The 24,741-nt window shown below is 70.7% G+C and carries 16 protein-coding genes and 3 pseudogenes; 13 read left to right on the forward strand and 6 right to left on the reverse strand.

Going from position 1 to position 24,741, the window contains the following annotated elements:
- Positions 1-106: 106 nt before the first annotated feature.
- Positions 107-298, forward strand: a pseudogene (locus ACQHII_RS45700) (sugar ABC transporter substrate-binding protein); the annotation flags it as partial.
- On the opposite strand, the pseudogene ACQHII_RS45705 reads toward ACQHII_RS45700, so the two are convergent.
- The 3 genes and pseudogenes from ACQHII_RS45705 to ACQHII_RS45715 form a co-directional block, all read right to left on the reverse strand.
- Positions 260-409 (reverse strand): annotated as a pseudogene (locus tag ACQHII_RS45705) (dehydrogenase); the annotation flags it as partial. The pseudogenes ACQHII_RS45700 and ACQHII_RS45705 overlap by 39 nt on opposite strands.
- Positions 410-439: 30 nt before the next feature.
- Positions 440-1,201 (reverse strand): SDR family oxidoreductase, encoded by a 762-nt coding sequence (locus ACQHII_RS45710; protein ID WP_427924833.1) that lies wholly within the window; start codon positions 1,199-1,201, stop codon positions 440-442.
- Positions 1,202-1,219: 18 nt separating this feature from the next.
- Entirely contained in the window at positions 1,220-2,398 is a 1,179-nt protein-coding gene (locus ACQHII_RS45715) for a phytanoyl-CoA dioxygenase family protein (protein ID WP_427924834.1), read from the reverse strand.
- A 108-nt stretch (positions 2,399-2,506) separates the two neighbouring features.
- On the opposite strand from ACQHII_RS45715, the gene ACQHII_RS45720 reads away from it, so the two are divergent.
- Complete coding sequence (locus ACQHII_RS45720) at positions 2,507-3,553, forward strand: LacI family DNA-binding transcriptional regulator (RefSeq protein WP_427924835.1); 1,047 nt, start codon at positions 2,507-2,509, stop codon at positions 3,551-3,553.
- 101 nt (positions 3,554-3,654) lie between these two features.
- The gene (locus ACQHII_RS45725) at positions 3,655-4,101 is read left to right on the forward strand and encodes an SRPBCC family protein (protein ID WP_427924836.1); all 447 of its coding nucleotides are present in this window, start codon (positions 3,655-3,657) and stop codon (positions 4,099-4,101) included.
- 14 nt (positions 4,102-4,115) lie between these two features.
- Here the strand turns inward: ACQHII_RS45725 and ACQHII_RS45730 are convergent, their stop codons facing one another.
- Positions 4,116-8,159 carry a discoidin domain-containing protein gene (locus ACQHII_RS45730; RefSeq protein ID WP_427924837.1) on the reverse strand — a complete coding sequence of 1,348 codons (4,044 nt, stop codon included), beginning with the start codon at positions 8,157-8,159 and terminating at the stop codon, positions 4,116-4,118.
- A gap of 223 nt (positions 8,160-8,382) precedes the next feature.
- Here ACQHII_RS45730 and ACQHII_RS45735 point away from each other — a divergent pair, with 223 nt between their 5' ends.
- From ACQHII_RS45735 to ACQHII_RS45780, 10 genes are all read left to right on the forward strand, one after another.
- Positions 8,383-10,512 carry a glycoside hydrolase family 27 protein gene (locus ACQHII_RS45735; protein ID WP_427924838.1) on the forward strand — a complete coding sequence of 710 codons (2,130 nt, stop codon included), beginning with the start codon at positions 8,383-8,385 and terminating at the stop codon, positions 10,510-10,512.
- Between the two features lie 78 nt (positions 10,513-10,590).
- Positions 10,591-11,883 (forward strand): ABC transporter substrate-binding protein, encoded by a 1,293-nt coding sequence (locus ACQHII_RS45740; RefSeq protein ID WP_427924839.1) that lies wholly within the window; start codon positions 10,591-10,593, stop codon positions 11,881-11,883.
- A gap of 1 nt (position 11,884) precedes the next feature.
- Positions 11,885-12,820 carry a carbohydrate ABC transporter permease gene (locus tag ACQHII_RS45745; protein ID WP_427924840.1) on the forward strand — a complete coding sequence of 312 codons (936 nt, stop codon included), beginning with the start codon at positions 11,885-11,887 and terminating at the stop codon, positions 12,818-12,820.
- Complete coding sequence (locus ACQHII_RS45750) at positions 12,820-13,668, forward strand: carbohydrate ABC transporter permease (protein ID WP_427924841.1); 849 nt, start codon at positions 12,820-12,822, stop codon at positions 13,666-13,668. The genes ACQHII_RS45745 and ACQHII_RS45750 overlap by 1 nt, the downstream gene beginning before the upstream one ends.
- On the forward strand, positions 13,665-15,725 hold the full coding sequence (locus ACQHII_RS45755) for an alpha-galactosidase (RefSeq protein WP_427924842.1): 2,061 nt from the start codon (positions 13,665-13,667) through the stop codon (positions 15,723-15,725). The genes ACQHII_RS45750 and ACQHII_RS45755 overlap by 4 nt, the downstream gene beginning before the upstream one ends.
- A 52-nt stretch (positions 15,726-15,777) precedes the next feature.
- Positions 15,778-16,551 (forward strand): SDR family NAD(P)-dependent oxidoreductase, encoded by a 774-nt coding sequence (locus ACQHII_RS45760; RefSeq protein ID WP_427924843.1) that lies wholly within the window; start codon positions 15,778-15,780, stop codon positions 16,549-16,551.
- A gap of 34 nt (positions 16,552-16,585) precedes the next feature.
- A complete protein-coding gene (locus tag ACQHII_RS45765) occupies positions 16,586-17,359 on the forward strand; it encodes a FadR/GntR family transcriptional regulator (protein WP_427924844.1) in 774 nt (257 codons plus the stop codon).
- Positions 17,356-18,501 (forward strand): galactonate dehydratase, encoded by a 1,146-nt coding sequence (gene dgoD, locus ACQHII_RS45770; protein ID WP_427924845.1) that lies wholly within the window; start codon positions 17,356-17,358, stop codon positions 18,499-18,501. The genes ACQHII_RS45765 and dgoD overlap by 4 nt, the downstream gene beginning before the upstream one ends.
- The gene (locus tag ACQHII_RS45775; protein WP_427924846.1) at positions 18,498-19,316 is read left to right on the forward strand and encodes a hypothetical protein; all 819 of its coding nucleotides are present in this window, start codon (positions 18,498-18,500) and stop codon (positions 19,314-19,316) included. Before dgoD ends, ACQHII_RS45775 begins: the two co-directional genes overlap by 4 nt.
- Before the next feature lie 30 nt (positions 19,317-19,346).
- On the forward strand, positions 19,347-20,366 hold the full coding sequence (locus ACQHII_RS45780) for a sugar kinase (protein WP_427924847.1): 1,020 nt from the start codon (positions 19,347-19,349) through the stop codon (positions 20,364-20,366).
- A gap of 204 nt (positions 20,367-20,570) precedes the next feature.
- Here ACQHII_RS45780 and ACQHII_RS45785 read toward each other — a convergent pair.
- Positions 20,571-21,566 (reverse strand): annotated as a pseudogene (locus ACQHII_RS45785) (MOSC domain-containing protein); the annotation flags it as partial.
- 159 nt (positions 21,567-21,725) lie between these two features.
- On the reverse strand, positions 21,726-24,707 hold the full coding sequence (locus ACQHII_RS45790; RefSeq protein WP_427924848.1) for a glycoside hydrolase family 2 TIM barrel-domain containing protein: 2,982 nt from the start codon (positions 24,705-24,707) through the stop codon (positions 21,726-21,728).
- Positions 24,708-24,741 lie beyond the last annotated feature (34 nt).

Here is a 24,741-nt window from a genome sequence, read left to right on the forward strand (position 1 = left end):
TTGGCGTGACGATTCCATCTCGTCATGAGCAACAGCCGTATTAACGGCATGAGATCCGCCGCAGCACAGTGAGGTGCCCTCGCCGGCTGCTCCAGCGGCTCGGGCGCACACCATCTGCGTGATCATGGAACAGGGGCAGGTGGCAATGGAGGCCCGCTGTGCCGGCGTGAAGAAGGCCTTCACCGGCAGGACCGAGATCCTCAACGCCAACGGCACGGACATGCCGTCGGTGAAGTCGACGATCACGGCCAAGCTCCAGCAGCACAAGACCATCGACTACGTGACCACGCTCGGCGCCGTTCGCCCCGAAGCGCTCGGTGACCACCAGGGAGTCCACCACGTCCAGACCGGCGAGGGTCTCCGTATGGAAGGCGCCGATGCGGCCGAGCCCCATGATGCCCAAGCGCATGGGAAGCGCGCTCCTTCTGCGGGGTGCGGCTCAGTCCAGACCCCCGAAGACGTTCTGGTCCCAGTCGATGACCGAGCCGGTCACCACGCCGCTGCGGTCGGAGAGCAGGAAGACGACGAACGCGGCGATCTCGTCGACCTGTCCGAGCCTGCCCATCGGCTGTGACGCGGCGGCCTTCTCCCGCCAGTCGTCCCCGGCGCCGTGGAAGGCGCGCTGGACGGCGTCCTCGCCCTCGGTGTCCGTCCAGCCGATGTTGACCGTGTTGATCCGGATCCGGTCGAAGCGGTGTGCGTGCGCCGCGTTGCGGGTCAGGCCCGCGAGTCCGGCCTTGGCGGCGGAGTACGGGGCGAGGTGCGGCGGCCCGCCGTTCGCGCAGTTGGAGCCGATGCTGACGATCGTTCCCGGTGACTGGCGCCCGGTCATGTCGGCCACCGCGGCCTGCATCGCGAAGAACGGTGCCTTCAGGTTGATCGCCATGTGCTGGTCGAACAGTTCCGGTGTGGTGTCCAGCAACGAGCCGCGTGAGGTGAGCCCCGCCGCGTTGACCAGGCAGTCGATGCGCCCGTGGGCCTCGACGGTCCGTACGACGCTGTCGCGCGCCTGCGCCGGATCGGCGAGGTCGGCCCGCAGGAAGTGGGTGCCGGTCTCCGCGGCGAGTTTCTCGCCTACGTCGGCACGGCGGCCGGTGAAGACGACGGTCGCGCCCTCCGCCACGGCGGCCCGCACGACACCCGCGCCGACGCCCTGGCTGCCGCCGTTGACGAGGACGACCCTGTCCTCAAGCAGTCCCATGAGAGTGATGTGTCCTTTTCAGCTCTGGCGGCGCTCGGCCGCGGCCCGGAGTTCATGACGCAGCCGCCCGGGGTCCCAGTCCTCGGCTACGGCCTTTCGCAGAGTGTCCGCCTGCGAGGGCGGGGCGAGCCCCTCGACAGGTGGGTCGAGGTCGAGGTTGGTGGGGAAGGGGTAGCCCTCGGCGGTGGCGGCGATCACGCGGCGCAGCCAGTCCGCCGAGACACCCTCGGCCTTGCGGCTCAGCAGCACCGGGAACAGGGCGTTGGCCATCGCCTCGCGGTCCACCGTCTCCATGGCGCGCCCGAACGCGGAGGACACCTGCAGCAGATTGGCCATACGCCTGATGTCCGCCGACCGGTTGTGCCCGGCGGCGTGGAACAGCGCCGGGTTGAAGAAGACCGCGTCGCCCTTCTCCAGCGGGAGCTGGACGTGATGCGCGTCGAAGTACTCGACGAACTGCGGCAGCCGCCAGGCGAGATAGCCGGGCTCGAACTTCTGCGAGTGCGGCAGATACAGCGTCGGACCGGACTCCACGGGCATGTCGCAGTGGGCGACCGCGCCCTGGAGGGTCAGCACGGGCGAGAGCCGGTGGACGTGCGCGGGGTAGGCCGCCGCCTGCTCCTGGGAGAGGAAGCCGAGGTGGTAGTCGCGGTGCACGCTCTGTGCCGCGCCGCCCGGGTTGACCACGTTGACCTGCGAGGTGACCTGGTAGGCGGGACCGAGCCAGGCCTCGGAGATCAGCTCCAGGATGTCGTTGGCGTAGTAGTCGGCGAACGCCTCGGGCGCCCGTACGGCCACCTTGTCGAGGGCGTTCCACACACGGTCGTTGGCGCCGGGCTTGGCGAAGTGGTCGCCGCGCCCCGCACCGCTCGCCCGCTCCTCCTCGATCAGCGCCCGGAAGGCGTCGGACGCCCGGTCCACGACGGCCTCGTCGGGGAAGGCGCCCTTGAGGACCACGATGCCGGGCCCGTCGAGCAGCGCCCGCACCAGTTCGCCCTGTACGTCCCGGCGGCCCTCGGCGGTGGCCGCGAGCTCACGGAGCCGGGTGCTGTCGTAGAGCGGGACGTTCTGCTCGATCCCCTCGGCCGAGGGGTGGTCGGCGAGGTCGGTGCGCTGCTCCACGAGGGAGCGGAACGCGTCGAGATCGCAGTCCGCCCCGGTCAGCCAGGTCCGCGTCCTTGCGGTTACGGGAGACATGCAGGTCCTTTCGCCGTGCCGTGGTTTCTGCCAGTCTTGATAACTCCAACCCATCATTCAATGCTTGTCAGTACATCAAAAGTGCATCACCGGCTCTGGGGACCCGTCATGCGACACCGCTATCCGATCAGGGAGATCGCCCGTCAGGCCGGGCTGAGTACGGCCACGGTCGACCGTGTCCTCAATCAGCGGGGCAACGTGACGGAGAGCACCATCAGGGAGGTGCAGGAAGCCATCAAGGACCTGGACCGCCAGCAGAGCCAGGTCCGGCTGGGCGGCCGTACCTTCATGATCGACATCGTGATGCAGACCCCGGAGCGGTTCTCCACCGCCGTACGGGACGCGCTCGAAGCCGAACTGCCCTCGCTGCATCCCGCTCTCGTACGGTCGCGCTTCCACTTCCGCGAGACCTGCCCGCCCGCCGAACTGACCGCGACCCTGGACGGAATCGCGAAGCGCGGCAGCCAGGGCGTGATCCTTAAGGCCCCCGACGAGCCGGAGATCGCGGCGGCCGTCGGCCGGCTGATCGCGGCCGGCATCCCCGTGGTCACCCTGGTCACCGACCTGCCGCACAGCGCGCGCCTCGCCTACGTCGGCATCGACAACCGCGCGGCCGGCGCCACCGCCGCCTACCTCCTGGGCCAGTGGCTGGGCGGGCGGCCCGGCAACGTCCTGACCACCATCAGCCGCGGTTCCTTCCGGGGCGAGGAGGAACGCGAGATGGGCTTCCGCAGCGCGATGCGCCTCGCCGACCCCCGGCGGTCCCTGGTCGAGGTTACCGACAGTGACGGCCTCGACGCCACCCAGCACGATCTCGTCCTGGCCGCCCTCAAGCGGGACGAGGACATCATCGCGGTCTACTCCGCGGGCGGCGGCAACCTCGCCACCCTCGACGCCTTCGACACGCTGGGCCGGGAGTGCGCGGTGTTCATCGCCCACGACCTCGACCACGACAACACCCGGCTGCTGCGCGAGCGCCGCCTCTCCGCGGTCCTCCACCACGACCTGCGCCAGGACATGCGCCGCGCCTGCCAGATCATCATGCGCGCCCACAAGGCGCTCCCCGACGACGGCCCGCAGCTGCCCTCGGCGATCCAGGTGGTCACACCGTTCAACATGCCGCCGGGAGCGCCGTCCGCTCTCCCGGCCGACTGACAACGCGGGGCGCGCGGGGGGCCGCGCCGATAGGCTGTTGCTGGTCGGCACATCAGCGTGCGCTCAGCCGGAACTCCAGCGATCGCAGCACAGGAGGAACCATGGCCGGTCAGTTCGAGGCGACAGCCGAGATCAACCGCCCGGTCGAGGAGGTCTTCGCCTTCCTCGCCGCCGGCACGAACGACCCCAAGTTCAGCCCGAGGGTCCAGCAGATCACGAAGACCCCGGAGGGCCCGACGGCCGTCGGCACCGTCTTCACCAGCACGGTCAAGGACGCCGGGATGAAGACGGGCCGCACCTTCCGCATCACCGAGTTCGAGGCACCCCACCGCATCCGCTGGGCGGAGACCTCGAAGAACGTCGTCACGGCCGACGAGGGCGGCTACGACCTCGAATCCACCGGACCGGGCACGACCAAGGTGCGGATCTACAACGTCCTCGAAGGCCACGGAGTCGGAAAACTGCTCGTGGGCTTCGCGCTGAGCGCGGCCCGCAAGGACGCGCCCGCGTTCGGGCAGCGCATCAAGACGGCGGTGGAGGCGTCCTGATGCGCCGCTGACCGTCAACGCGCCTTAGTGGGGCGGCTGTTGTAGGCCTCCACCGTCAGCAGCGGATGCCCCGAGGCCAGCGCTCCGACCGGCCAGGACAGGGTGACGGTCTGTGCCTCGCCGGGCAGCAGCCACAGGTAGTTGTGGCTGTACAGCGTCGGAAGCACCCGGTGGCCGGTCGAGCCGTTCGTCAGCGAGAGCCGGACCATCGCGGCGACGGCGGGACCGTCGTTGCGGACGGTGGCGGTGAGCCCGGAACGGGTCACCCGCCCGAGTGTCGCCGACATCGTTGTCCGCGGTGCCCCGCTCAAGCCCCGCATGGCGGCCGGCGTGCGATAACGCCAGTACGTGTTCCGTGACCGGAGCCGCCCCTCACCGTCCTCCAGCGTCAGCCGCAGCAGGTGCAGATCGGGCAGGTCGTCGGTCCAGGGTGCGCCGAACGCCTTCGCGGTCGCGGCCGGTGCCACGTCCACCCGGGCGCTCCTGTTCCCGCCGAGCCGACGGCCCGACAGGTCGAGCAGCTGCGCGGAGACCACGGCGTCGCGCAGACCGGCACGGGTGTGGTTGACGGCGATGACCTGCCCCTCGGGGTCGGCCTGGACGTGCAGCGGCTCGCAGGCCGAACGGGCGCCGTAGTAGGTGCCGTTGACGTCGAAGTCGTAGTCGTAGGTCTGCCAGACCGTGCTGTGCCAGGCCGGGTGGGACATCCACAGCATGAGGCCGCTGGCGTTGTCCCAGAGGTTCGCGTTCCAGGCCTCGAACATGGCGCGCGTGTTCTCGTAGTTGACGAACTGTGCCTTGCGCGCGAAGTCGTCCAGGCCGGTGACCTCCCCGAGGCGTGCCTCTACGGCGGCCTTGTACGTCTGCGGTGCCTGGTTCCCGCGCTCGCTCCAGTCGTGGTAGTACCAGGCGCCCCGGATCGGCCACTCGGGCTCGTCGCCCGTCATGTTCCGCAGGCTGGCGGCGGTGGAGACCACGGGCATGCCGATCTCGGTGTGGAAACCGAAGTCCTTGCTGCCATAGGTGGTCGGGTCGAAGTACTTCTCCGGCTCGACCCAGCCGTAGGGTCCGCCGCCGGTGATGATGCCGCCCGCCGAGTTGTTCTGGTAGAGGACGCCGGGGACCTGGTCCTCGACGGCCTTGCGCATGCCCTGGTCGATCGCGGCGGGCGGATTGCCCTCGTTGGCGCCGCACCAGATCACCACGCTGGGATGGATGCGGTAGCGCAACACCGTGTCCCGGGCGAGGGAGTTGAAGGCGTCGTGGTCCGGCGGGTCCATGCCCCACGCGTTGGGAAAATCGTTCCACACCAGGATGCCGTGCTCGTCGCAGGCGGCGAAGAACTCCTCCCGGTCGGACGTGCCGACCCAGTTGCGGATCATGGTGAAGTTCATGTCCCGGTGCATCCGCACGGCCGCGTCCATCCGCTCCGGCGGCATCCGGCGCAGCAGTTCGTCCCAGCCCCAGTTGCCGCCCCGGGCCAGGACCCGCACCCCGTTCACACTGATCTTCAGCGGATCCGGGGTGTTGGACACCGACTTCACATCGGTCCAGGTGTCCGCGTCGTCCGACACCTGGATCACATACGTCTTCGGATACGCCGACTCCCACACGACGGCGACCCGGTCGAACCTCTTCGAGGCGCCCAGGTCGACCTGGATCCACTGGTGGTCCTCGTAGGCGGAGGACCAACGAGTGCCCGGATCACCGTCCGTGGCGTGCGCGGCCGGGTGGTCGGGATCCTCGGTGGAGGCGGTCGTCGTACGACGGAGAGCGAGGTCGGTGCCGGGGGCCGTGCTGTCGACGACGTTCAGGGACCACAGGGAGTTTCCCCAACTGGTTTTGCGCAGACCGCAGTTGATACGGACGTAGCGCGCGGTCCGGGGAGCGAAGTCCTCCGTCTGCAGGCTGGCGTTGCCGTTGTTGAAGGGCAGCGGAACCGCGCCGTTGTCCACCGACGCGGCATCGGTCCAGGTAGCGTCGTCGGAGGAGACCTGCACCACGAAGCTCTTCGCGTAGGCCTGTTCCCAGACCAGGTCGACCCCGTCGAAGGACTGCGCCGACCCCAGGTCGATCCGGATCCACTGGTCGTCCTCGTAGGCCGAGGACCAGCGGGTGCCGGGATCGCCGTCGGTCACGTTGCCCGCGCCGTGGTCGTCCCCGTCCGTGCTCGACGCGTCGGCCTGCGCGTGCAGGGCCAGGTCGGTCGCGGGCCGGGCACTGTCGCGTACGGCAAGGGTCCACAGGGAGTAGCCCCAACCGGAGGCTCTCGTAAGGCACTTGACGCGCACGTACCGGGCCCGTTGCCGGTCGAAGGCCACCGACTGGGTGTACGAGTCGCCGGAGTTGGCGAACGGCAGCGGCACCTCGTACTCGTAGCCGAACTGACGGATGCCGAAACGGGTCGTCCGGCTGTCGCTCTCGGCACCGTCGACCGTCGCGGTCAGGGTGAGCCGGTGGAGGGCCGGGTCTCCCAACCCGTTGGGCCACCACAACGTCGGCTTGCGCAGCCGCAGTTGACCGAAGTCGGCGGGCGCGAAGGTGACGTCGGCGCTCTGGCCGGCCGGCACGGTGACGGCCTTGCTGATCCGTACGTCGTCGAAGGCGGCGGAGACCGTGGTCCGGTGGTCGGTGGTGTCGGCGTTGCGGACCGGGACGACGATCGTCACTTCGGCGACCGACACCCGGGGCAGCTCCGGCAGCAGGGTGTCGACGCGCGGATCGCCGATGACCACCTGGCCGGTCGAGCGCAGCCGCACATGGTTCCAGATGCCGGCGGCCCGGTCGCGTACCGCCGGCATCCAGTCCCAGCCCGAAGCGGCCAGGTAGGTGGGGGAGTTGAGATTCATCTGGTTCGCGCCGGCGTCCACCCAGGACTCGCCGGCCGGACCCTTGTCGCCGGGGCTGCCGGGTACCGGCATCGGCGTGATCCGCACCGCGAGCGCGTTCGTCCCGCCCGGAGTGAGCAGTTGGGTCACGTCGAGGGCCGAGCGGGCGAAGGGATACGTGAGCCCGCCCACGCGGTGGCCGTTGAGCCAGATGTCGGCCGTGTGGTTGACGCCGTCGAACTCCAGCCAGATCCGGCGCCCGGCCCCGGTGCGCAGGCCGCGCGGCAGCTCGAAGTCCCGTTTGTACCACCATGCGTGGCGTGACAGGGCTTCGGGGACGCGGAGGTTGTTGAGTCCCGCGACGGGATCGGGCAGTTTGCCCTGGTCCACGAGGGAGCCCAGCACCGTGCCGGGGACGGTGGCCGGCAGCCAACTGCTGGTGTCGAAGGACGACTTGGACAGTTCCGTACCGTCTGCGCCGGCCCAGTCGTCGAGTGTCAGCCGCCAGCCGGACTCCACCGGAACCGTGCCGTCCTCGGCCACCGCCAGCTTCGGCGCCGGGCCGGTGTGAGTGCCCCAGTCCGTCCAGCCCGTGGCCGACGCGCGGTGGCCCTTGACGGTGCCGTAGACCTCGAAGCCGTTCAGGCCGAGGGGGTTGGGGTTGGAGCGGCGCGTCGAGGTCAGGCGTATCCAGCGTGCCGTGACCGGGCGCGGGGGCTGGATGTTCACGACTCCGCCCGTGCCGGCGGCGGTGCGGTGCACGGCGGTCCAGGTGGTGTGGTCGGTCGAGGTCTCGACGACGTACTCGACCGAGTAACTGGACTGGATCTCCTTGCCTGTTGTGCCGTCGGCAGGGTTGCCCGAGGTGGGCGGAATGAACACCGGGTCGTTCGCGTCGCCCTCGAAGGTGAGGCGGATCGACGTGACCTCGCACGGAGCCTGAAGATCGATCGAGATCCACTGGGGGTCGCCCGCCCCGGCACGCCAGCCGCTGCCGCGCACACCCGGCGAGTTGAGCCGGTCCACCACGAACGAACCCGGGGTCGGTGCGTAGGCGGTCGAGGAGACCGACACCGGGCGGTACAGGGCGAGTTCACCGGGTTGACCGGGGGAGGAGGGGGCGGCCGACGCGGGCGCGGAGAAACCGAGACCGAACCCGGCCAGCAGACCGGAACCCGTGGTGACGAAGGCGCGGCGCGACACGTGCGGTGAACCCGACTGTTCTGTCATGAGCGTGATGTCCCATCAAAAACCGGCGGCACTGACAACGTTGCCAAAGGCTGTGACGCGAGAGAAGCTGTGTCAACCCCTGAAGCAACGTTCTAATAAATTAGGAATTAATGTTGACAGGGTTTCGGCCGCACGCCACAGTCGTCGCCGTGACGCACCCGGGCCCCTGTCGCAGCGCGGCCCGCGGCACGTCCTCCTGCTTCCCAACCTCCGGGAGAGGCACGTGATTTCATCTCCGCAGGTCCGCACACCCGCGGTAACGAGACTGACCCGCCGGGCCACCGTCATCGCCATCGCGACCGTACTGGCGGCGACCGCCGCCCCGGCCGCCACGGCACGGACCGGCACCGACCAGGGCGCCCCCGACTACTACGACAGCGGTCTCGCCCCGACGCCGTACATGGGCTGGAACACCTACTACGGGCTCGGCGCGCCCACCGAACAGCAGGTGCGCTCCGTCGCGGACAAGCTGGTCAGCAGCGGTCTGCGGGACAGCGGGTACGACATCGTGTGGCTGGACGGCGGCTGGCAGGCCGACAACCCGCGTAACGCACAAGGGCAGTTGGTCGCCAACCCGGACCGCTTCCCCTCCGGCATCCCGGCCCTCGTCTCCTATCTCCACGAACGAGGACTGCGCGCGGGCATCTACACCGACGCCGGCACCTACGACGGCGGCAAGAGCTGCGGGCTGGGCAGCCGCGGCTATTACGACCAGGACGCCCGGCAGTTCGCCGGCTGGAAGATCGACGCGGTCAAGGTCGACTTCCTGTGCGGCATCGGCGCCAAGCTCGATCCCGGCCCGGCATTCAAGGAGTTCAGCGACGCGGTCGCCAAGTCCGGCCGCAGGATGCTGCTCAACCTCTGCAACCCGCTCACCGACGACTGGGGCCTGCCCCACACACCGGAGCAGGACGCGCACAACACCTACGTCTACGCCCCGACGACCGCCGACTCCTGGCGCACCGGCACGGACATCGCCTGGGGCACCGCGAGCCCGGGGCAGTGGCCCAACATCCTGCGCAACATGGACGCCAACGCCTGGCACCCCGAGGCGCAGGGACCCGGTCACTACAACGACCCCGACTACCTCATCCCGATGCGGAAGATGACCGACGGGTCGTACGAGCTGAGCCAGGAGGAGTCGACCAGTCAGTTCGTGATGTGGGCCGAGATGGGCTCGCCGCTCGTCCTCGGCTCCGACCCGCGCACCCTGTCCGACTCCATGCTGGCCACCCTGCGCAACCCGGAGATCATTGCCGTCGACCAGGACCCGCTGGCCGTCCAGGGCGTGCGCGTGGCCACCGACTCCGTCGGGGACGTGTACAGCAAGGTGCTCGCGGGGCGCGGGCAGCGCGCGGTCGTGCTGCTCAACCGGTCGGACCGACCCGCCCTGCGTACCGTGCAGTTCGCGGACACCGGGCTCGGTGGACCGGTCCAAGTGCGGGACCTGCGGGCTCGCGCCGACCGGGGTACGCACACGGGGTCGTACACCGTCGAGGTTCCCGCGCACGGCACCGCGTTCCTGAAACTGACCGGCGCCGATGCCCTGCCCGGTACGAGTCTGGGGCAGCGGACCACGGCGAGTCCGGCCGTCGTGAATGACGGCGGCACACCGACCACCTTCCTGCGCGGCCCGCACGGCTCGCTCGTCCAGCAGGCCGACGGCAAGGCGAAGGACCTCGGCGGTCCCACGAAGGGCCGGATCCTCGGCCAGACCGCCGCATACGCCTCGGCCGGCGGCCGGATCGACGTCTTCGTGCGCGGCACCGACTCCCGGGTGTACCGGAGGACCTCCGTCGGTGGCCGTTGGGGCGCCTGGCGGAGCCTGGGCGGGCAGGTGGCCGACGCGCCGTCGGTCGCGTTCACCGATCCCGCGCACTGGACATTGTTCGCGACCGGCTCGGACGGGCAGGTCGTGCAGCGCGGCCCGGCGACCGGCTGGTCCTCGCTCGGCGCACCCGGTGGCCGGGCGGTCTACGGGCGGCCGTCCGCCGTCGTGGACTCCCAGGGGCTGGTGCAGGTGGCCGTTCGTAGCGTGGCCGACGACGTGTGGACGCGGTCCAGGGACGCGTCGGGGGAGTGGTCGTCGTGGAGTTCGCTCGGCGGGACCGTCAGCGGCAGCCCGACGCTGGTCGCCGTCGGGGGCGCCGTGCTGCTGTACGCGCGGGCCGCCGACTACACGCTCTGGCAGCAGCGGTACGAGAACGGTGCCTGGCAGGGGTGGACCAAGCAAGTGGCCTTCCCCAGCGCCGCGTTCGACGGCGCGCTCGGTGCGGTGGCCGGGCCGGGTGGAACGGTCCACGCGGTGTACCGGGGCGTCGACGGCTATGTCCACCTGACTCAGGTCAAATAAATTAGTAATTATTCTTGACGTGGTGGGGACGCCACGCGAATCTGGATCCGCCCGCGAGGGATCCACAGGGAGCCATCCATGACGAACCACCAGCCAGACAGACGCCGGTTCCTCGCCGGAGTCGGCGCCGCGGGAGCGGCGGCGCTGCTCAGTAGCTGTGTCACCTCCACCGCCACCGGCAAGACCTCCTCGAAGGGCGCGGTGACCCTCCAGTCCAACCTCTCCGCCCCGCAGGCCAAGGCCGCGATGGAGGACCTCGTCGCCGCCTACGCCAAGAGGGGGTCCGAGAAGGCGAGCCTCAACACGGTCGCCGCGGAGACCTACCGCACCCAGCTGCCGACGTACCTCACCTCGGCCAACCCGCCCGACGTGTACACCTGGTACCCCGGTTCGGTGGCGGACGCGTACGCCAAGAAGAACCTGCTGCTCGACCTCGACGAGGCGTGGACCACCTCGCCCGACCTCAAGCGCTACACCAAGGCGCTCAACTCGCTCTGCACATCGACGAGTTCGGGCAAGAAGGTGTTCGTGCCCAGCACCTACTACTGGTGGGGCATGTTCTACCGGAAGTCCAACTTCGCCAAGTGGGGCGTCAGCGAGCCCAAGAGCTGGGACGACTTCCTCGACCTGTGCGAAAAGCTCAAGAAGAAGGGCGTCGACCCGATCGGTCTCGGCGCCGGTGGCGGCACGGCCTGGGTGGCCTCGGCGTGGTTCGACTACCTCGACATCCGGATCAACGGCGCCGAGTACCACCGCCAACTCCTCGCAGGGAAGCACAGGTTCACCGACCCCGAGGTGCGCAAGGTCTTCGACCGCTGGCAGGAGGTGCTGCCGTACTTCGACCCGAACGGCGCCGCCGTCGCCTTCCAGGACGCCACCACTTCCTTGCTCAACGGCCGCAGCGGCATGATGCTGATCGGCACCTTCTTCGCCGACGCCGCCCCCAAGAACGCCCTCGACGACATCGACTTCTTCCGCTTCCCGGTCATCGACCCGAAGGTCCCGCTCGCCGAAGAGGCCCCGGTCGACGGGTACTTCGCCAGCGCCCGCACCGGCCGCCGCGACCAGGTCGTCGACCTGATGAAGTACCTCGCCACCGCCCAGGCCCAGGAGATCTACATCAAGGGCTCCTCAGGCACCGTCCTGCCCTGCCACCCCGACGCGAAGGACTCGGGCACGGCGCTGGTCAAGAAGGGCCGCGCGCATGTCGCGGAGGCGGCCGAGATCACCCAGTTCTTCAACCGGGACTCCAGCGACGCCCTCCAGCCCACCGCCGACAACGCGTTGACCAAGTTCCTGGCCAAGCCCAAGTCGATCGGGAGCATCCTCACCGACTGGCAGCGCGATGCCGAGAAGATCTGGAACGCCTGACATGGCCGTCCTGACCGCGCCCGACCGGACGTCCCCGACCCGAACGCCCGCCCCGGGCAAGCGGGTTCGGGGCCCCCGGCGCACACCCCCGCTGGTCCTCGCCTTCGTCCTGGTCCCGCTGCTCGTCGAGGCCGTGTGGGTGTTCTGGCCCGCCGTGCAGGGCTTCTACCTCGCCTTCACCCGCTGGGACGGCGTCTCTCCACCGCAGTTCATCGGCCTGGACAACTTCCGGGAGATGGCCCACGACGACGTCTTCCGCAGCGCGACCGGCCACACCGTCCTCTGGCTCGTCCTCTTCGGCGGCCTCTCCGCCCTGCTGGGCCTCGCCGCCGCACTCCTGCTCCAACAGGAGCGCCGCGGCGTGGGTTTCTACCGCGCGGCCCTGTTCCTGCCGGTCGTCTTCTCCCTGGTCGCCACGGCTCTCGTCTGGCAGGCCGTCTACCAGCCCGACGGCGTCCTCAACCAACTCCTCCAGTCCGTCGGCCTCGGCAGCCTCCGCCACGCCTGGCTCGCCGACCAGGACACCGCCCTCTACGCCGTGATCGTGCCCGCACTCTGGCGCCAGATCGGCTACGTGATGGTCCTCTACCTGGCCGGCCTCAAGGGCATCGACCCCGCCCTCTACGAGGCCGCCAAGGTCGACGGCGCCGGCGCCTGGCAGCGCCTGCGACACGTCACCCTGCCCCAACTCCGCAGCGTCAACGCGGTGGTGCTGTCGGTCATCGTCATCGACTCACTGCGCTCCTTCGACGTCGTGTGGTCCCTGACCCGCGGCGGCCCCTACCACTCCTCCGAACTCCTGAGCACCTACATGTACTCAACCGCCTTCCAGTCCCTACGACTCGGCTACGGCTCCGCACTCGCCGCCGTCATCTTCGTGCTGGCCTTCGGCGTCATCTGCTCCTACCTCGTCCGCGCGTTCCAGGAGGCCGACTGATGTCCGCCAACTCCACGGCCCTGCGCCGCAAACGGGCCGCGACCGCCGGATTCCACCTGGGTGCGGGCGCGCTGGCGATCCTGTGGCTGCTGCCCATCGCCCTGGTCGTGGTCACCAGCCTGCGCTCCTTCGACGACATCGCGGCGCACGGCCTGGGCAGTTGGCCGCACTCCTTCACCCTCGGCAACTTCCGCCAGGCCTGGGTCGACGGCGGCCAGCAGCGCGCCCTCATCAACAGCCTCATCGTCACGATTCCCTGTGTGTTGATCACCCTGGCCCTCGCCTCGATGGCCGCGTTCGCCCTCAGCCGCTACGAACTCCCCTTCCGCCGCACCCTGTTGCTCCTCATGCTCGGCGGCAACCTGCTCCCCCCGCAGATCCTCCTCATCCCGGTGTCCAAGCTCAGCGAGGTGATGGGCGTCTTCGACACCCTGCCCGCGCTCATCGGCGTGCAGATCGGCTTCGGAGTCGGCTTCTACGTGTTCGTCCTGCACGGATTCATGCGCTCGATCCCGGCGGAGATCCAGCAGGCGGCGGTCGTCGACGGCGCGGGCCCCTGGCAGATCTTCTGGCGGATCATCCTCCCGCTGACCCGCCCCGCCCTCGCCGCGCTCAGCGCCCTGTCGTTCACCTGGATATTCAACGACCTGCTGTGGGCCATCACCGTCCTGCGCAGCGACACCAAGATGCCAATTACGGCCGCCCTCATCGGACTTCAGGGCCAGTTCGTGTCGATGTGGAACGTCATCGCGGCGGGTTCCGTCATCGCCGCCGCACCCACCGTCGCCGTGTTCCTGCGCTTCCAGCGGCACTTCGTGGCCGGCCTCAACCTCGGGGCGGTCAAGTGAGGTACCAGCGCTGGACCTTGCGCACGGAGAACACCAGCTACACCGTGCGCCTCTCCCCGGACGGCCCCTGGGCCGAACTCGACGCCTGGGGACCGCTCGGCGTCGAGGACGGTCCCTCCGCCCTCGACCGGTCGCGGCGCACCCACTTCATCACGCCCGCCGACGCGGCCCCCGCCGAGTATCTGCCGTACGGGACAAGGCCGTTCACCGGCTCGGAGCTGGTGGTGTCGGGTCCGGACGGTGACCGGGGTTCGTGGTGGGAGTTCGAGCACGTGGAGGCGGAGGAGACCGCGCTGCGGTTCGCCTTCCACGACGAGCGGCTGGGCCTGCGCACCGTCCTCCACTACGAGACCGTGCCGGGCACGGACGTGATTCTCCGATGGGCAGAGTTCACCGCCACGGCCGAACTCCGGCTGGAGCGGCTCGACTCGGCCGCAGTGAACATCCCGGTCACCGGAACCGCCCGCCTCACGTACCTCACCGGGCAGTGGTCGCAGGAGTTCCAGCGGACCCAACTCGACCTGCCCAGAGGCACGTTCACCATCGGCAGCCTCCAAGGCGTCCCGGGGCACGCGTACGCGCCCTGGCTCGCGGTGCAGGACGGCGAGGTACCGGCCGCGTACGGCATCGCCCTCGCCTGGCCCGGCAACTGGCACATGACCGCGGAGGCCGAACCCGGCGGCTCCGTGCGGGTGCGAGCGGGCCGCGTGCCCCACGAGGGCGCTGTGCCGCTCGCACCCGGCGAAACCCTCGCGACCCCCCGACTCGCCTGCGCTTTCAGCCCGGACGGCCTCGACGGACTCTCCCGCGTCTGGCACCGCTACGAACGACACCTCACCGGCGAACGCCTCCACCGTCCCCGCAAGGTCCTCTACAACTCCTGGGAGGCCACCGGCTTCGACGTCGAGGCGGCCGGACAGCTGGAGCTGGCGAAGACGGCCGCCGACATCGGGGCCGAACTGTTCGTCGTCGACGACGGCTGGTTCACCGGGCGTGCCGACGACACCGGGGGACTCGGCGACTGGTGGCCCGACCCGGCCGCCTTCCCGCACGGCTTCGACCAATTCATCGCCGACGTAAGGGCGTTGGGCCTGGACTTCGGTCTGTGGATCGAGCCCGAGTCCGTGAGCCCGGGCAGCCGTCTGCACGCCGAGCACCCCGAGCGGGTGTACCGGATCGAGGGCCGCCCCGGCCGGCTCGTCCGCAACCAGCTCCTCCTGGACCTGGGCCGGACCGACGTCCAGGACTTCGTGATCGGCACGCTCGACCGGCTGCTCGGCACGTACGACATCGGCTACCTCAAGTGGGACATGAACCGGCCCCCCACCGAACGCGGACGCCCCGGAGCCGGCCGCGTCGACCTGGACGCCGAGCACGTCGCCGGATACCTGCGCGTCCTCGACCACCTCCGGTCCGCCCACCCCCACGTCACCGTCGAGGGCTGCGCGGGCGGCGGCGGACGGATCGAGCACACGACGATCGCGCGCACCGACGTGGTGTGGCCCAGCGACAACACCGCCCCGCTGGACCGGCTGCGGATCCAGCACGGCTTCCTGCACGCGCACGCCCCGCACGTCATGAGCTCCTGGGTCACCGACGCGCCCGGCGTCTTCGACCCGCGCCCGCGCAGCCTCGCCTTCCGCTTCGTCAACGCCATGTGCGGAGTCCTGGGCATCGGCGCCGACCTGCGCGCCTGGACGCCGGAACAGCGGGCCGAGGCCGCCGGCTGGACCGCCCGGTACAAGGAGGTGCGGGACGTGATCCACCACGGCGAGGCACGGCTCCTCGGCACACCGGACGAGCCGAGCTGTGGCGTGCAGTACGACGCCGGGGACCGGACCGTCGTCGCCGCGCTGAGCACCGGGCGGCTCGACGGGGCCCCGCTCGTACCGGGGCGTGCGCAACGGCTGCGGCTGCGGGGACTGGAACCCGGGGCGCGGTACCGGGACACGGCGACCGGGACGTCGTACGGCGGAGCCCATCTGCTGCACCACGGGCTGCCGTTCGCGTGGAGTGCCGATCATGATGCCGACCTGGTCGTGCTGCTGCGCGAGTGAGCCCCGTTATGTTTCCTGCAAGCCCTGACGCGCGAAGGAGTCGAACCCCACGATGGACCAGCCCGTACGACGGCACGGCGCCCGCTTCACCGGACGCACGGCCGTGATCACCGGAGCGGCCTCAGGAATCGGCGCCGCCACGGCCGTACGACTCGCCGAGGAGGGAGCGGCCGTCGTGCTCGTCGACATCGCCGAGGAGCGGGGCGAGGCGGTGGCGGAGCGGATCGGCAAGGACGGCGGGCGGGCCCGGTTCGTGGCCGCCGATGTCGCGGCCGAGGACGACTGGGCGCGGATCGTCGGGGCCGCGCACGGCTTCGGGCCCGTCGACGTCCTCGTCAGCAACGCCTTCACCGTCGACGTCAGACCCGCCCACGAGATGAGCCTCGCCTCCTGGCGGCGGCAGCTCGACGTCAATCTGACCGGCGGCTTCCTCGGCTTCCGGGCGGTCCTGCCCGATCTGGAGGAGCGGCGGGGCGCGGTCGTGCTGACCTCGTCCGTGCACGCCCACAGGGGCCTTCCCGGACATCCCGCCTACGCCTCCGCCAAAGGCGCCCTGCTCTCCCTGTGCAGCCAACTCGCCGTCGAATACGGTCCGGTCGTGCGGGTCAACGCCGTTGTGCCGGGACCGATACTCACAGCCGCCTGGGACAGAGTGCCGCCCGAGGAACGGGAACGCAGCATCGCCGAGACGGCCGCCCGCCGCTTCGGCACACCCGAGGAGGTGGCCGCGGCCATCGCGTTCCTCAGCGCGGACGAAGCTTCCTTCATCACCGGTACGAGTCTCGTGGTGGACGGCGGCTGGAGTGTCGTCAAGGCCTCCGCGTGACCCCGCTCCCTCAACAGCAGAAAGGCTGTACGACATGACGCCCTATGCCCGTCGCGGCGTGCACGGCCAGACCGTGGAAGTCCTCGCCCGCCGCATCCTGGGCGGGGGGATCCCCGAAGGGGCCACGCTTGATCTGGTCGCGCTGCAGAGCGAGTTGGACGTCAGTCTGACCGCGCTGCGCGAGTCGCTGAAGGTGCTCGCGGCCAAGGGGATGGTCGACGCCCGGCAGCGTCGCGGTACGTTCGTGCGCCCCCGCGCCGAGTGGAACCTGCTCGACGCGGACGTGCTGCGCTGGCAGTTCGAGGGCGCTTCCACCGCCGAGTCGGACCGGGCCCTGCTGCACAACCTCGCCGAGGTCCGCGCCATCATCGAACCCGCCGCCGTCCGTCTCGCCGCCCAGCGCCGCACCGACGCGGACCTGGCCGCCCTGGACGGCGCCCTCGACGCGATGGGCGAGGAGGGCTCCGACGCGTCCCACGCCGTCGAGGCCGACCTCGCCTTCCACCGCGCACTGCTCGCCGCCACCCACAACGAACTCCTCGAACGCATGGAGATGGTCATCGAGTCGGGCCTCGCCCACCGCGACCGCATCGTGCACAGCGCCCCGCACAGCGAGGACCCGGTCCCGGCCCACCGCGCCGTCCTGGACGCCGTACGCGAGAAGGACCCGCAGGCCGCCGAGGCCGCGATGCGGGCCCTGCTCGATCAGGCGGGCCGCGACCTGGACCGCCTCGGCGAGTCCGAAGCGGGTTCGGAAGAAGACTCTGCATCGGGTTCCGAAGAGACGGAAGGTTCCCGCTCCCAGTGATGATCACCCGTATCGAGACCTTCCTCGTCCCGCCCCGTTGGCTGTTCTGCCGGGTCGAGACCGACGAAGGCGTGGTCGGCTGGGGCGAACCGGTCGTCGAGGGGCGCGCCGAGGTGGTGCGTGCCGCGGTCGACGTGCTGGCCGAACACCTCGTCGGCCAGGACCCGTTGCGCATCCAGGACCACTGGCAGGTGATGTCCAAGGGCGGCTTCTACCGGGGCGGCCCGATCCTCTCCAGCGCCGTCGCGGGCCTCGACCAGGCGTTGTGGGACATCGCCGGGAAGACCTACGGCGCTCCCGTGCACGCCCTGCTCGGCGGCCCGGTGCGCGACCGTGTCCGGGTCTACGCGTGGGTCGGCGGCGACGAACCCGCCGAGCTGAACGAGCAGATCGCCGCCCAGGTGGAGGCGGGCTTCACCGCCGTGAAGATGAACGCCGCCGGGGCCACTTCACCGATCCCCACCCCCGCCGAGACCGCCGCGATCGTCGCCCGTGTCGCCGCCGCCCGCGAGGCACTCGGCCCGGACCGTGATGTCGCCGTCGACTGCCACGGCCGCTTCACCGCCCCGGCCGCGCGCCGCGTCCTGGCCGAACTCGCCCCGCTGCACCCGCTGTTCGTGGAGGAACCCGTCCTGCCCGAGCACGGCCATCTGCTGGCAAGTCTGGTCGAGTCGAGCCCGGTACCCCTCGCCACCGGTGAACGCCTCTATGGACGCGCGGAGTTCCTGACCCCGCTCGCCGCGGGCATCGCCGTCGTCCAGCCCGACCTGTCCCACGCCGGCGGCATCTCGGAGGTGCACCGCATCGCCTCCCTCGCGGAGGCCTACGGCGCCCAGCTCGCCCCGCACTGCCCGCTCGGCCCGATCGCGCTGGCGGCCAGTCTCCAGGTCGCCTTCGCGACCCCCAACTTCCTCATCCAGGAACAGAGTCGGGGCATCCACTACAACAAGGACGCCGACCTGCTGTCCTATCTCGTCGACCCCGCGCCGTTCCGTTTCGTCGACGGCCATGCCCTGCGCGGGGACGCCCCCGGCCTCGGCATCACCGTCGACGAGGCCGCCGTGCGCGCCGCGGACCGGACCGGGCACGCCTGGCGCAACCCCGTGTGGCGGCACCCCGACGGCTCCTTCGCGGAGTGGTGAGCGTGCCGCTGGACATCGTTATCGACCGTGCGCACGGCGGGCGTTGGACCTCGCTGCGGGCGGGGGAGCGCGAGTGGCTGTGGCGGCGTGACGCACCGGAGCGGGAGAAGGCGGTCCCCGGCGACGCCTTCGTGGACGCGGGTGGACTGGAGGAGTGCATCCCCACGGTCCGTGGTGATCCCGACCACGGGGACGCCTGGTCACGGCCCTGGACGCGGGAGGGGGAGGCGGACGTCGTCCGCTGCGACCGCTTCATGCTGACACGTACGGTGCGTAGCACCGGCGGCGGTGCCGAGGCGGACTATGTGCTGATGGCCGACGCGGGCTTCCGCTTCGTGTGGGCCGCGCACGCCCTGCTCGACCTCTCCGACCAGGCACGGCTGCACCTCCGTGAGGGAGCGCTCACCCGGCTCTTCCCGGAGGCGGCGCCGCTGGTGGACGGAGCGTGGCCGGAGGGCGCGCCGTGGGCCGAGGGCGACTGGCCCGCCCCGCGCGGACTGCGCCTCGACCGGTTCGGGCCGGACGACGGCACCGCCGTAGGAGCTGTGGTGGACGCTTCGCACTGCTGCGTCCACGACCGGGACGACCGGCTCTCGCTCGCCCTCGAAGCCGACGGTCAGCCCCTGTCAATTGCGCTGTGGCGCAACCTGGGCGGCTTTCCCGCCCCGCAGCCCTATCGCAGTACGGGCGTCGAACCGATGCTCGGTCGCGTCTTCGACCTCGCCGAGGCGGGCCCGGGTGATGTCGCCCTGGTGCCCGCATCGGGTGAGGTCCGGTGGCGGCTGACGCTGACCACACACTGCCGTTGCGCCTGAACCGACCTGCACGGGAAGGGAATTCGTCACATGGATCTTGAAGACGTCCGAGCGACCGGTGTGGCCGTGGTCTGCATCGGGGAGACCATGGCGGCCCTGGCGCCCGCGCCGTCCGCTTCGCTGGAGAGCGCCGACGACCTGCGGGTGTCGGTGGCCGGCGCGGAGTCGAACGTGGCCATGTACCTGGCGGACCTGGACATCCCCGTGTCCTGGCTCTCGGCGGTCGGGGACGACGCGCTGGGCCGGCGGGTGCTGGCGGAGGTCGGCGCGGCGGGAGTCGACGTCGGCGGGGTGCGCCGCGACCCCGGGCGGCCAACGGGCCTGCTGGTGAAGGAGCCGACGGGCGACCGGACCCGCGTCCACTACTACCGCGGTAATTCGGCCGCCTCGGCGATGGGCCCCGACGTACTCGACGACGACCGGCTCGGGTCGGCCTCCGTCCTCCATCTCACGGGCGTGACCGCGGCGTTGTCTCCGTCGTGCCGGAACCTGGTGGCCACCGCGCTCGCGGTCCCGGCCGACGAACGGCCGTACGCCATCAGCTTCGACGTCAACCACCGTCCCGCGCTGTGGGCGCCCGACACGGCCGCCACCGTGCTGCGTGAGCTGGCCGACCGGGCCGACATCACCTTCGTCGGGCTCGACGAGGCACAGGAACTCTGGGACGCGGACCTCGAACCGGACGGTGTACGAAGGCTGTTGCCCCACCCGCGTCTCCTCATCGTCAAGGACGGCGGGCACGCGGCCGTCGCCTTCGGCTCGGATGGCAGATGGACCGTTCCAGCGCTGGGCACGGACGTGGTGGAGCCGGTCGGCGCGGGTGACGCGTTCGCCGCCGGGGTGCTGACCGGTCTGCTGCGCGGGGAGGGCATGGAGCGCGCGCTGCGGCTGGGACACATCACGGCTGCGTCGGCGCTCACGGTCACGGCCGACCACGGACCCCTCCCGGACAGCGCCCGGATCGAGCGGCTCCTCGCGCTCCCGGCCGACGAATGGGCCGTGGAAGCAGGGCAGTTGGCCGTCCCGGTCAGGGATGGGGCACCGCGGTGACCGAGTTGGATACGGGACAGTAGGGGCTGGCGTTCATGCCACCGGAGGAGGGGGACACCGAAGGGGGACGCGCGGGCCCGACCGGCGCCAGGTGCGTCACCGCGAACAGGACGGCGGCCACGACGAGCAACGCGAGGGCGGTACGGCGGACGGTGGCTTCCCGTGGCCAAGGCCCTGGCTCGGAGGCAACTCTTCTACGACGGGTCCGCGGGCGTACACGAACTCACCCCGGGGCGCGGCGACTTGGAGATCGACGCCGGGCCGTAGCCGCGTGGTGAGATAGCCGCTCGCCGTGCCGTGCGGTTCGTGTTTGACGCTGATCCGGTAGCTGCCAGCGTCGGGCGCGGCGGAGAGCGAGTAGCTCCGCACCGGAGCGGGGCCGGTCGTGGTGGGGACGCGCAGGGTGAGGTACTGGCCCGCGCGGGCGGCCGGGAGCGGAGAGCCGTCGGGGTCGGCCAGCCGGATCGAGGTGACCGTCGTGCTCTCGGCGGTCACGTCGATCACGCGCAGCGGGCGGAAACCGTTCCAGGCCGGGCGGGCGGCGGGCCGCGCATCGTCGGCCTCGGCGAGCAGTTCACGGAAGGAGCCCTGCCAACCCGGGCTCAACGCGGGCACGTTGAGGGCGAGGCGCAGCTTGGCGGGGTCGCGGCCGGGAAGGTAGAGCAGCGCGTCCGTGTCGGCCACGCTCAGCGCGCTTGGACCGGTCCTGGTCCGTACGATCAAGTCGCCGGCCTGTACATGGCCTTCGCGGACGACGCGCATGTAGAAGCCGGGACGGTGATGGCTCACCAGCAGGGCGGCCAACTCCGGTTCGCCGAAGCGCATTCCGACCCGGTAGCAGGTGACGCGCGGCTGGGTGACCTCGAACTCGGCCTCGCCGATGCGGTACCGGTCGCCGATGCACACCTCGGTGTCGAGCAGACCGTCCACGGTGAGGTTCTCGCCGAACTGGCCGTAGCCCAGGTCGTCGCGGCCGAAGTGTCGCTGCCAGTGCCGGTACGACTGGATCTGGTAGACGAGCACGGCCCGCTGCTCGCCCCCGTGACCGGCGGTGTCGCCCTGGCCGTCGCCGTCGATGTTGAGTCGGCGGACCATGGCCGGGCCCCGCACCGGGTACTTCCACACACCGGTGCGGACGGTCCTGCCCTCCCACGGGACGTCTCTCGGCATTCCGACATTCACCGACAGCAGGGTGGGCACGGGGAACTCCTTCCCACGGGGACGATCGGCACGGTCGCGCCGAGACCGGTTGCGCCGGGACGGCAGTCGTCCCCTCCCATACTGAGGGCGCGGTCGCCGCCGTGCGAGTACTGGGGGATACGGCCCCGGCCGTGCGAGGCCGCACCCTCAGTGCTCGATCTAGTGCGGTGCCGTGATCCGGAGCCTGATCGTGCGGGCTTCCGGGCGCAGCGCGAACGCGGGCCACACGTCCGGGCCGCAGGCCCGGGAGCCGAGGCCGTGCTGGGCGGCGTCGACGGTCAGGTGGCTCGACGTGGAAACCGGCAGCTCGAACGGGTGTCCGGACCGGGCGATCTCCTGCGGGGTGTGACGGCTCAGCGTGAAGCCGGGACGTCGGCCCTGCGTGTCGGGGAGCGCCTCGACGCGCAGCACTTCGGTGTCGCCGCTCGTCAGCGCGAGGCGGCGCACCGCGGAACGGTGTCCCGTCTCCTGGGGCCGCGCGTACTCGACCGAGAGGTCACGGATACCGGCGGCGAACCGGCCGGCGCGGGCCGCGCGCAGACTGTCGGGGTAGGACTCCAGCGGGCCCAGGCCGAACCACTCGGCGCCGTCGACGGGAGCCGTGCCGTCGGGCAGCTCGAAACGCACCCCGATCCGCGGCCACACCGTCTTCCAGCCGTGCGCGGGCTGGATCTCCACCCGCAGTTCGACCTCGCCGTCGCTCTCCCGCGACCAGACCGACTCCACCAGCACCGACAGCGCCGAGTCGGCGGCCGAGACCTTGTCGACCGTGCGCAGCGCGTCCGCGGTCTGCTCCACGGACACCCGTCGCGAGGTCAGCCGGTCCAGCCCGTCGCGGAGCCACAGCTCGGCGTTGGACACCCCTGAGACGCTCGCGTCGCTCTCCTCGACCTCGCCCCACGCACCCTTGTCGTTGTCGGTCGGCGCGCGGAACAGCTCCAACCGGGGCCCCGATACGGCACGTTCACCGAGCCGCACGAGCGACCCGCCGACGAACTCGGCGATCCCGAGCGTGAGCGTTCCGTCGCCGGGCCGCCAGCCCTTCCGGGGCCGTACATCCGGGACCGGACGGCGAATGGAACGGTCCAACTGTGCAGTTGCCACCACATGCCCCTCGGACGCCCACGCCGTGTCCCGCGCCAGCTCCGCGTCGATCGTCAGCCAGGTCTCGGCGTCCGGCGACACCGCGACCGGCGGCAGCGACACCCACTCCGAGTCGCCCGCCCCGACGGACGGGACCTCCAACTCCCCTGCATCCACCGGCACTCCGTCGTGCTCGACGCGCCAGCGGAACCGCAGGTCGGACGTGTCGCCCGTGTGCCGCAGATTCGTGATCGCGACCCTGTCGCCGTCGAACGCGAAGTCCACGGGCGCCACGACGGACTTGAACTCGTACAGGCTCGGCGTCGGGCTGCCGTCGCTCAACACCATGCCGTCCATCACGAAGTTGCCGTCGTGGATGACCTCGCCGAAGTCACCGCCGTACGCGTAGTACGGAGTTCCGTCCGGGGCCGTGGTCAGGATGCCGTGGTCGCGCCACTCCCAGACGAAACCACCGTGCAGACGCGGGTGTTCGCGCACCAGCGCCTCGTACTGGTCGAACGCGCCAGGCCCGTTGCCCATCGCATGCGCGTACTCGCACAGCAGGAACGGCTTGGTGCGCTGCCTGGCGCCCTGCGAGGGCGTGCAGTTGAGCAGCGGGGCGCGCGAGCCGTCGGTGCCGATCTGCTCGGTCTCCAGCACGGACGCGTACATCCGGGAGTAGACGTCCGTGTACTCGCCGGTGTAGTCGCCCTCGTAGTGGACGGGGCGTTCGGCGTCGCGGGCGTGGACCCACGACGACATGGCGGCGAGGTTGCTGCCGGTGCCCGCCTCGTTGCCGAGCGACCAGATCACGATGCTGGGGTGGTTCTTGTCCCGTTCCACGGTGCGCTCGATGCGGTCGAGGTACGCCTCGCGCCAGGCCGGGTCGTCACTGGGGTTGCCGGTCCAGCCGACCTTGTCGAAGCCGTGTGTCTCCAGGTCGCACTCCAGGATCACCCAGAACCCGAGCTCGTCGGCGAGGTCCAGCAGCCGGGGGTGCGGCGGGTAGTGGCTGGTGCGGATCGCGTTGACGTTGAACCGCTTCATGAGGGCGAGGTCCTCGCGGGCGTGCGCCTCGTCGAAGACCCGGCCGCGCTCCGGGTGGGTCTCGTGCCGGTTCACCCCGTGGAACACGACCCGGCGCCCGTTGACCAGGAACTGGTCCCCGCGGATCTCGACCGTACGGAAGCCCAGGCGCAGGGCGACGGTCTCCGCGGCCGTCGACACGGTGGCGTCGTAGAGGCGAGGCCGCTCGGCGGACCAGGGCTCCACGGCGGCGACGTCGACGGGCGATACGTCGGCCGGCGTTGCCCAGACCCGCTCCACGCCCAGTTCGGGGATGCGCAGGGTGACCGGGAACGCCGTCGCGTCGGCGGTGATCTCCGCCTCGACCCGGCCGCGCCCGTCGTCGAAGCCGGTCCGCAGCCAGACGTCCTCGATGCCCCCGGCCGGCTGGGCGACCAGGGTGACATCGCGGAAGATGCCCGGCAGCCACCACTGGTCCTGGTCCTCGACATAGCTCGCCGCCGACCACTGGTGCACCCGCACCGCGACCACGTTCTCGCCGGGCCGCACCGCGGACGTCACATCGAACTCGTGGGCCAGCCGGCTGCCGCTCGCACTACCGATCTCCACCCCGTTCACCCAGACCCTGAACAGCGACTCGACACCGTCGAAGCGCAGCACGACCCGCTCGGCGTCCGACCAGTCGGCCGGCACGTCGAAGGTACGGCGGTAGTCACCGGTCGGGTTCTCGTCCGGGACGTACGGCGGATCGATCGGGAACGGGAACTGGATGTTGGTGTAGATCGGGCGGCCGTACGCGCCGTCGCCCTCCAGCACCCAGTGCGCGGGCACGGGGATGCTGTCCCAGCCGTCGGCGTCGAAGCCCTCGGCCGCGAAGTCCTCCGCCGCCGACGCGGTGGGGGACAGGCGGAAACGCCAGGACCCGTTCAGGGAGAGGGACTTCGCGTCGGAGTGCAGCCACGAGCGCGCCGGGCGCAGGGCACCACGGCCGGGTGCGAGGTCGGAAACATGGGGGGAGAACTCGGGGAGCAAGAGGTCACAACGCTTTCATGAGAGCAGAACGGGG

Origin of the sequence: Streptomyces sp. cg40, from assembly GCF_050320165.1 — a bacterium.
Classification (GTDB): domain Bacteria; phylum Actinomycetota; class Actinomycetes; order Streptomycetales; family Streptomycetaceae; genus Streptomyces; species Streptomyces hokutonensis.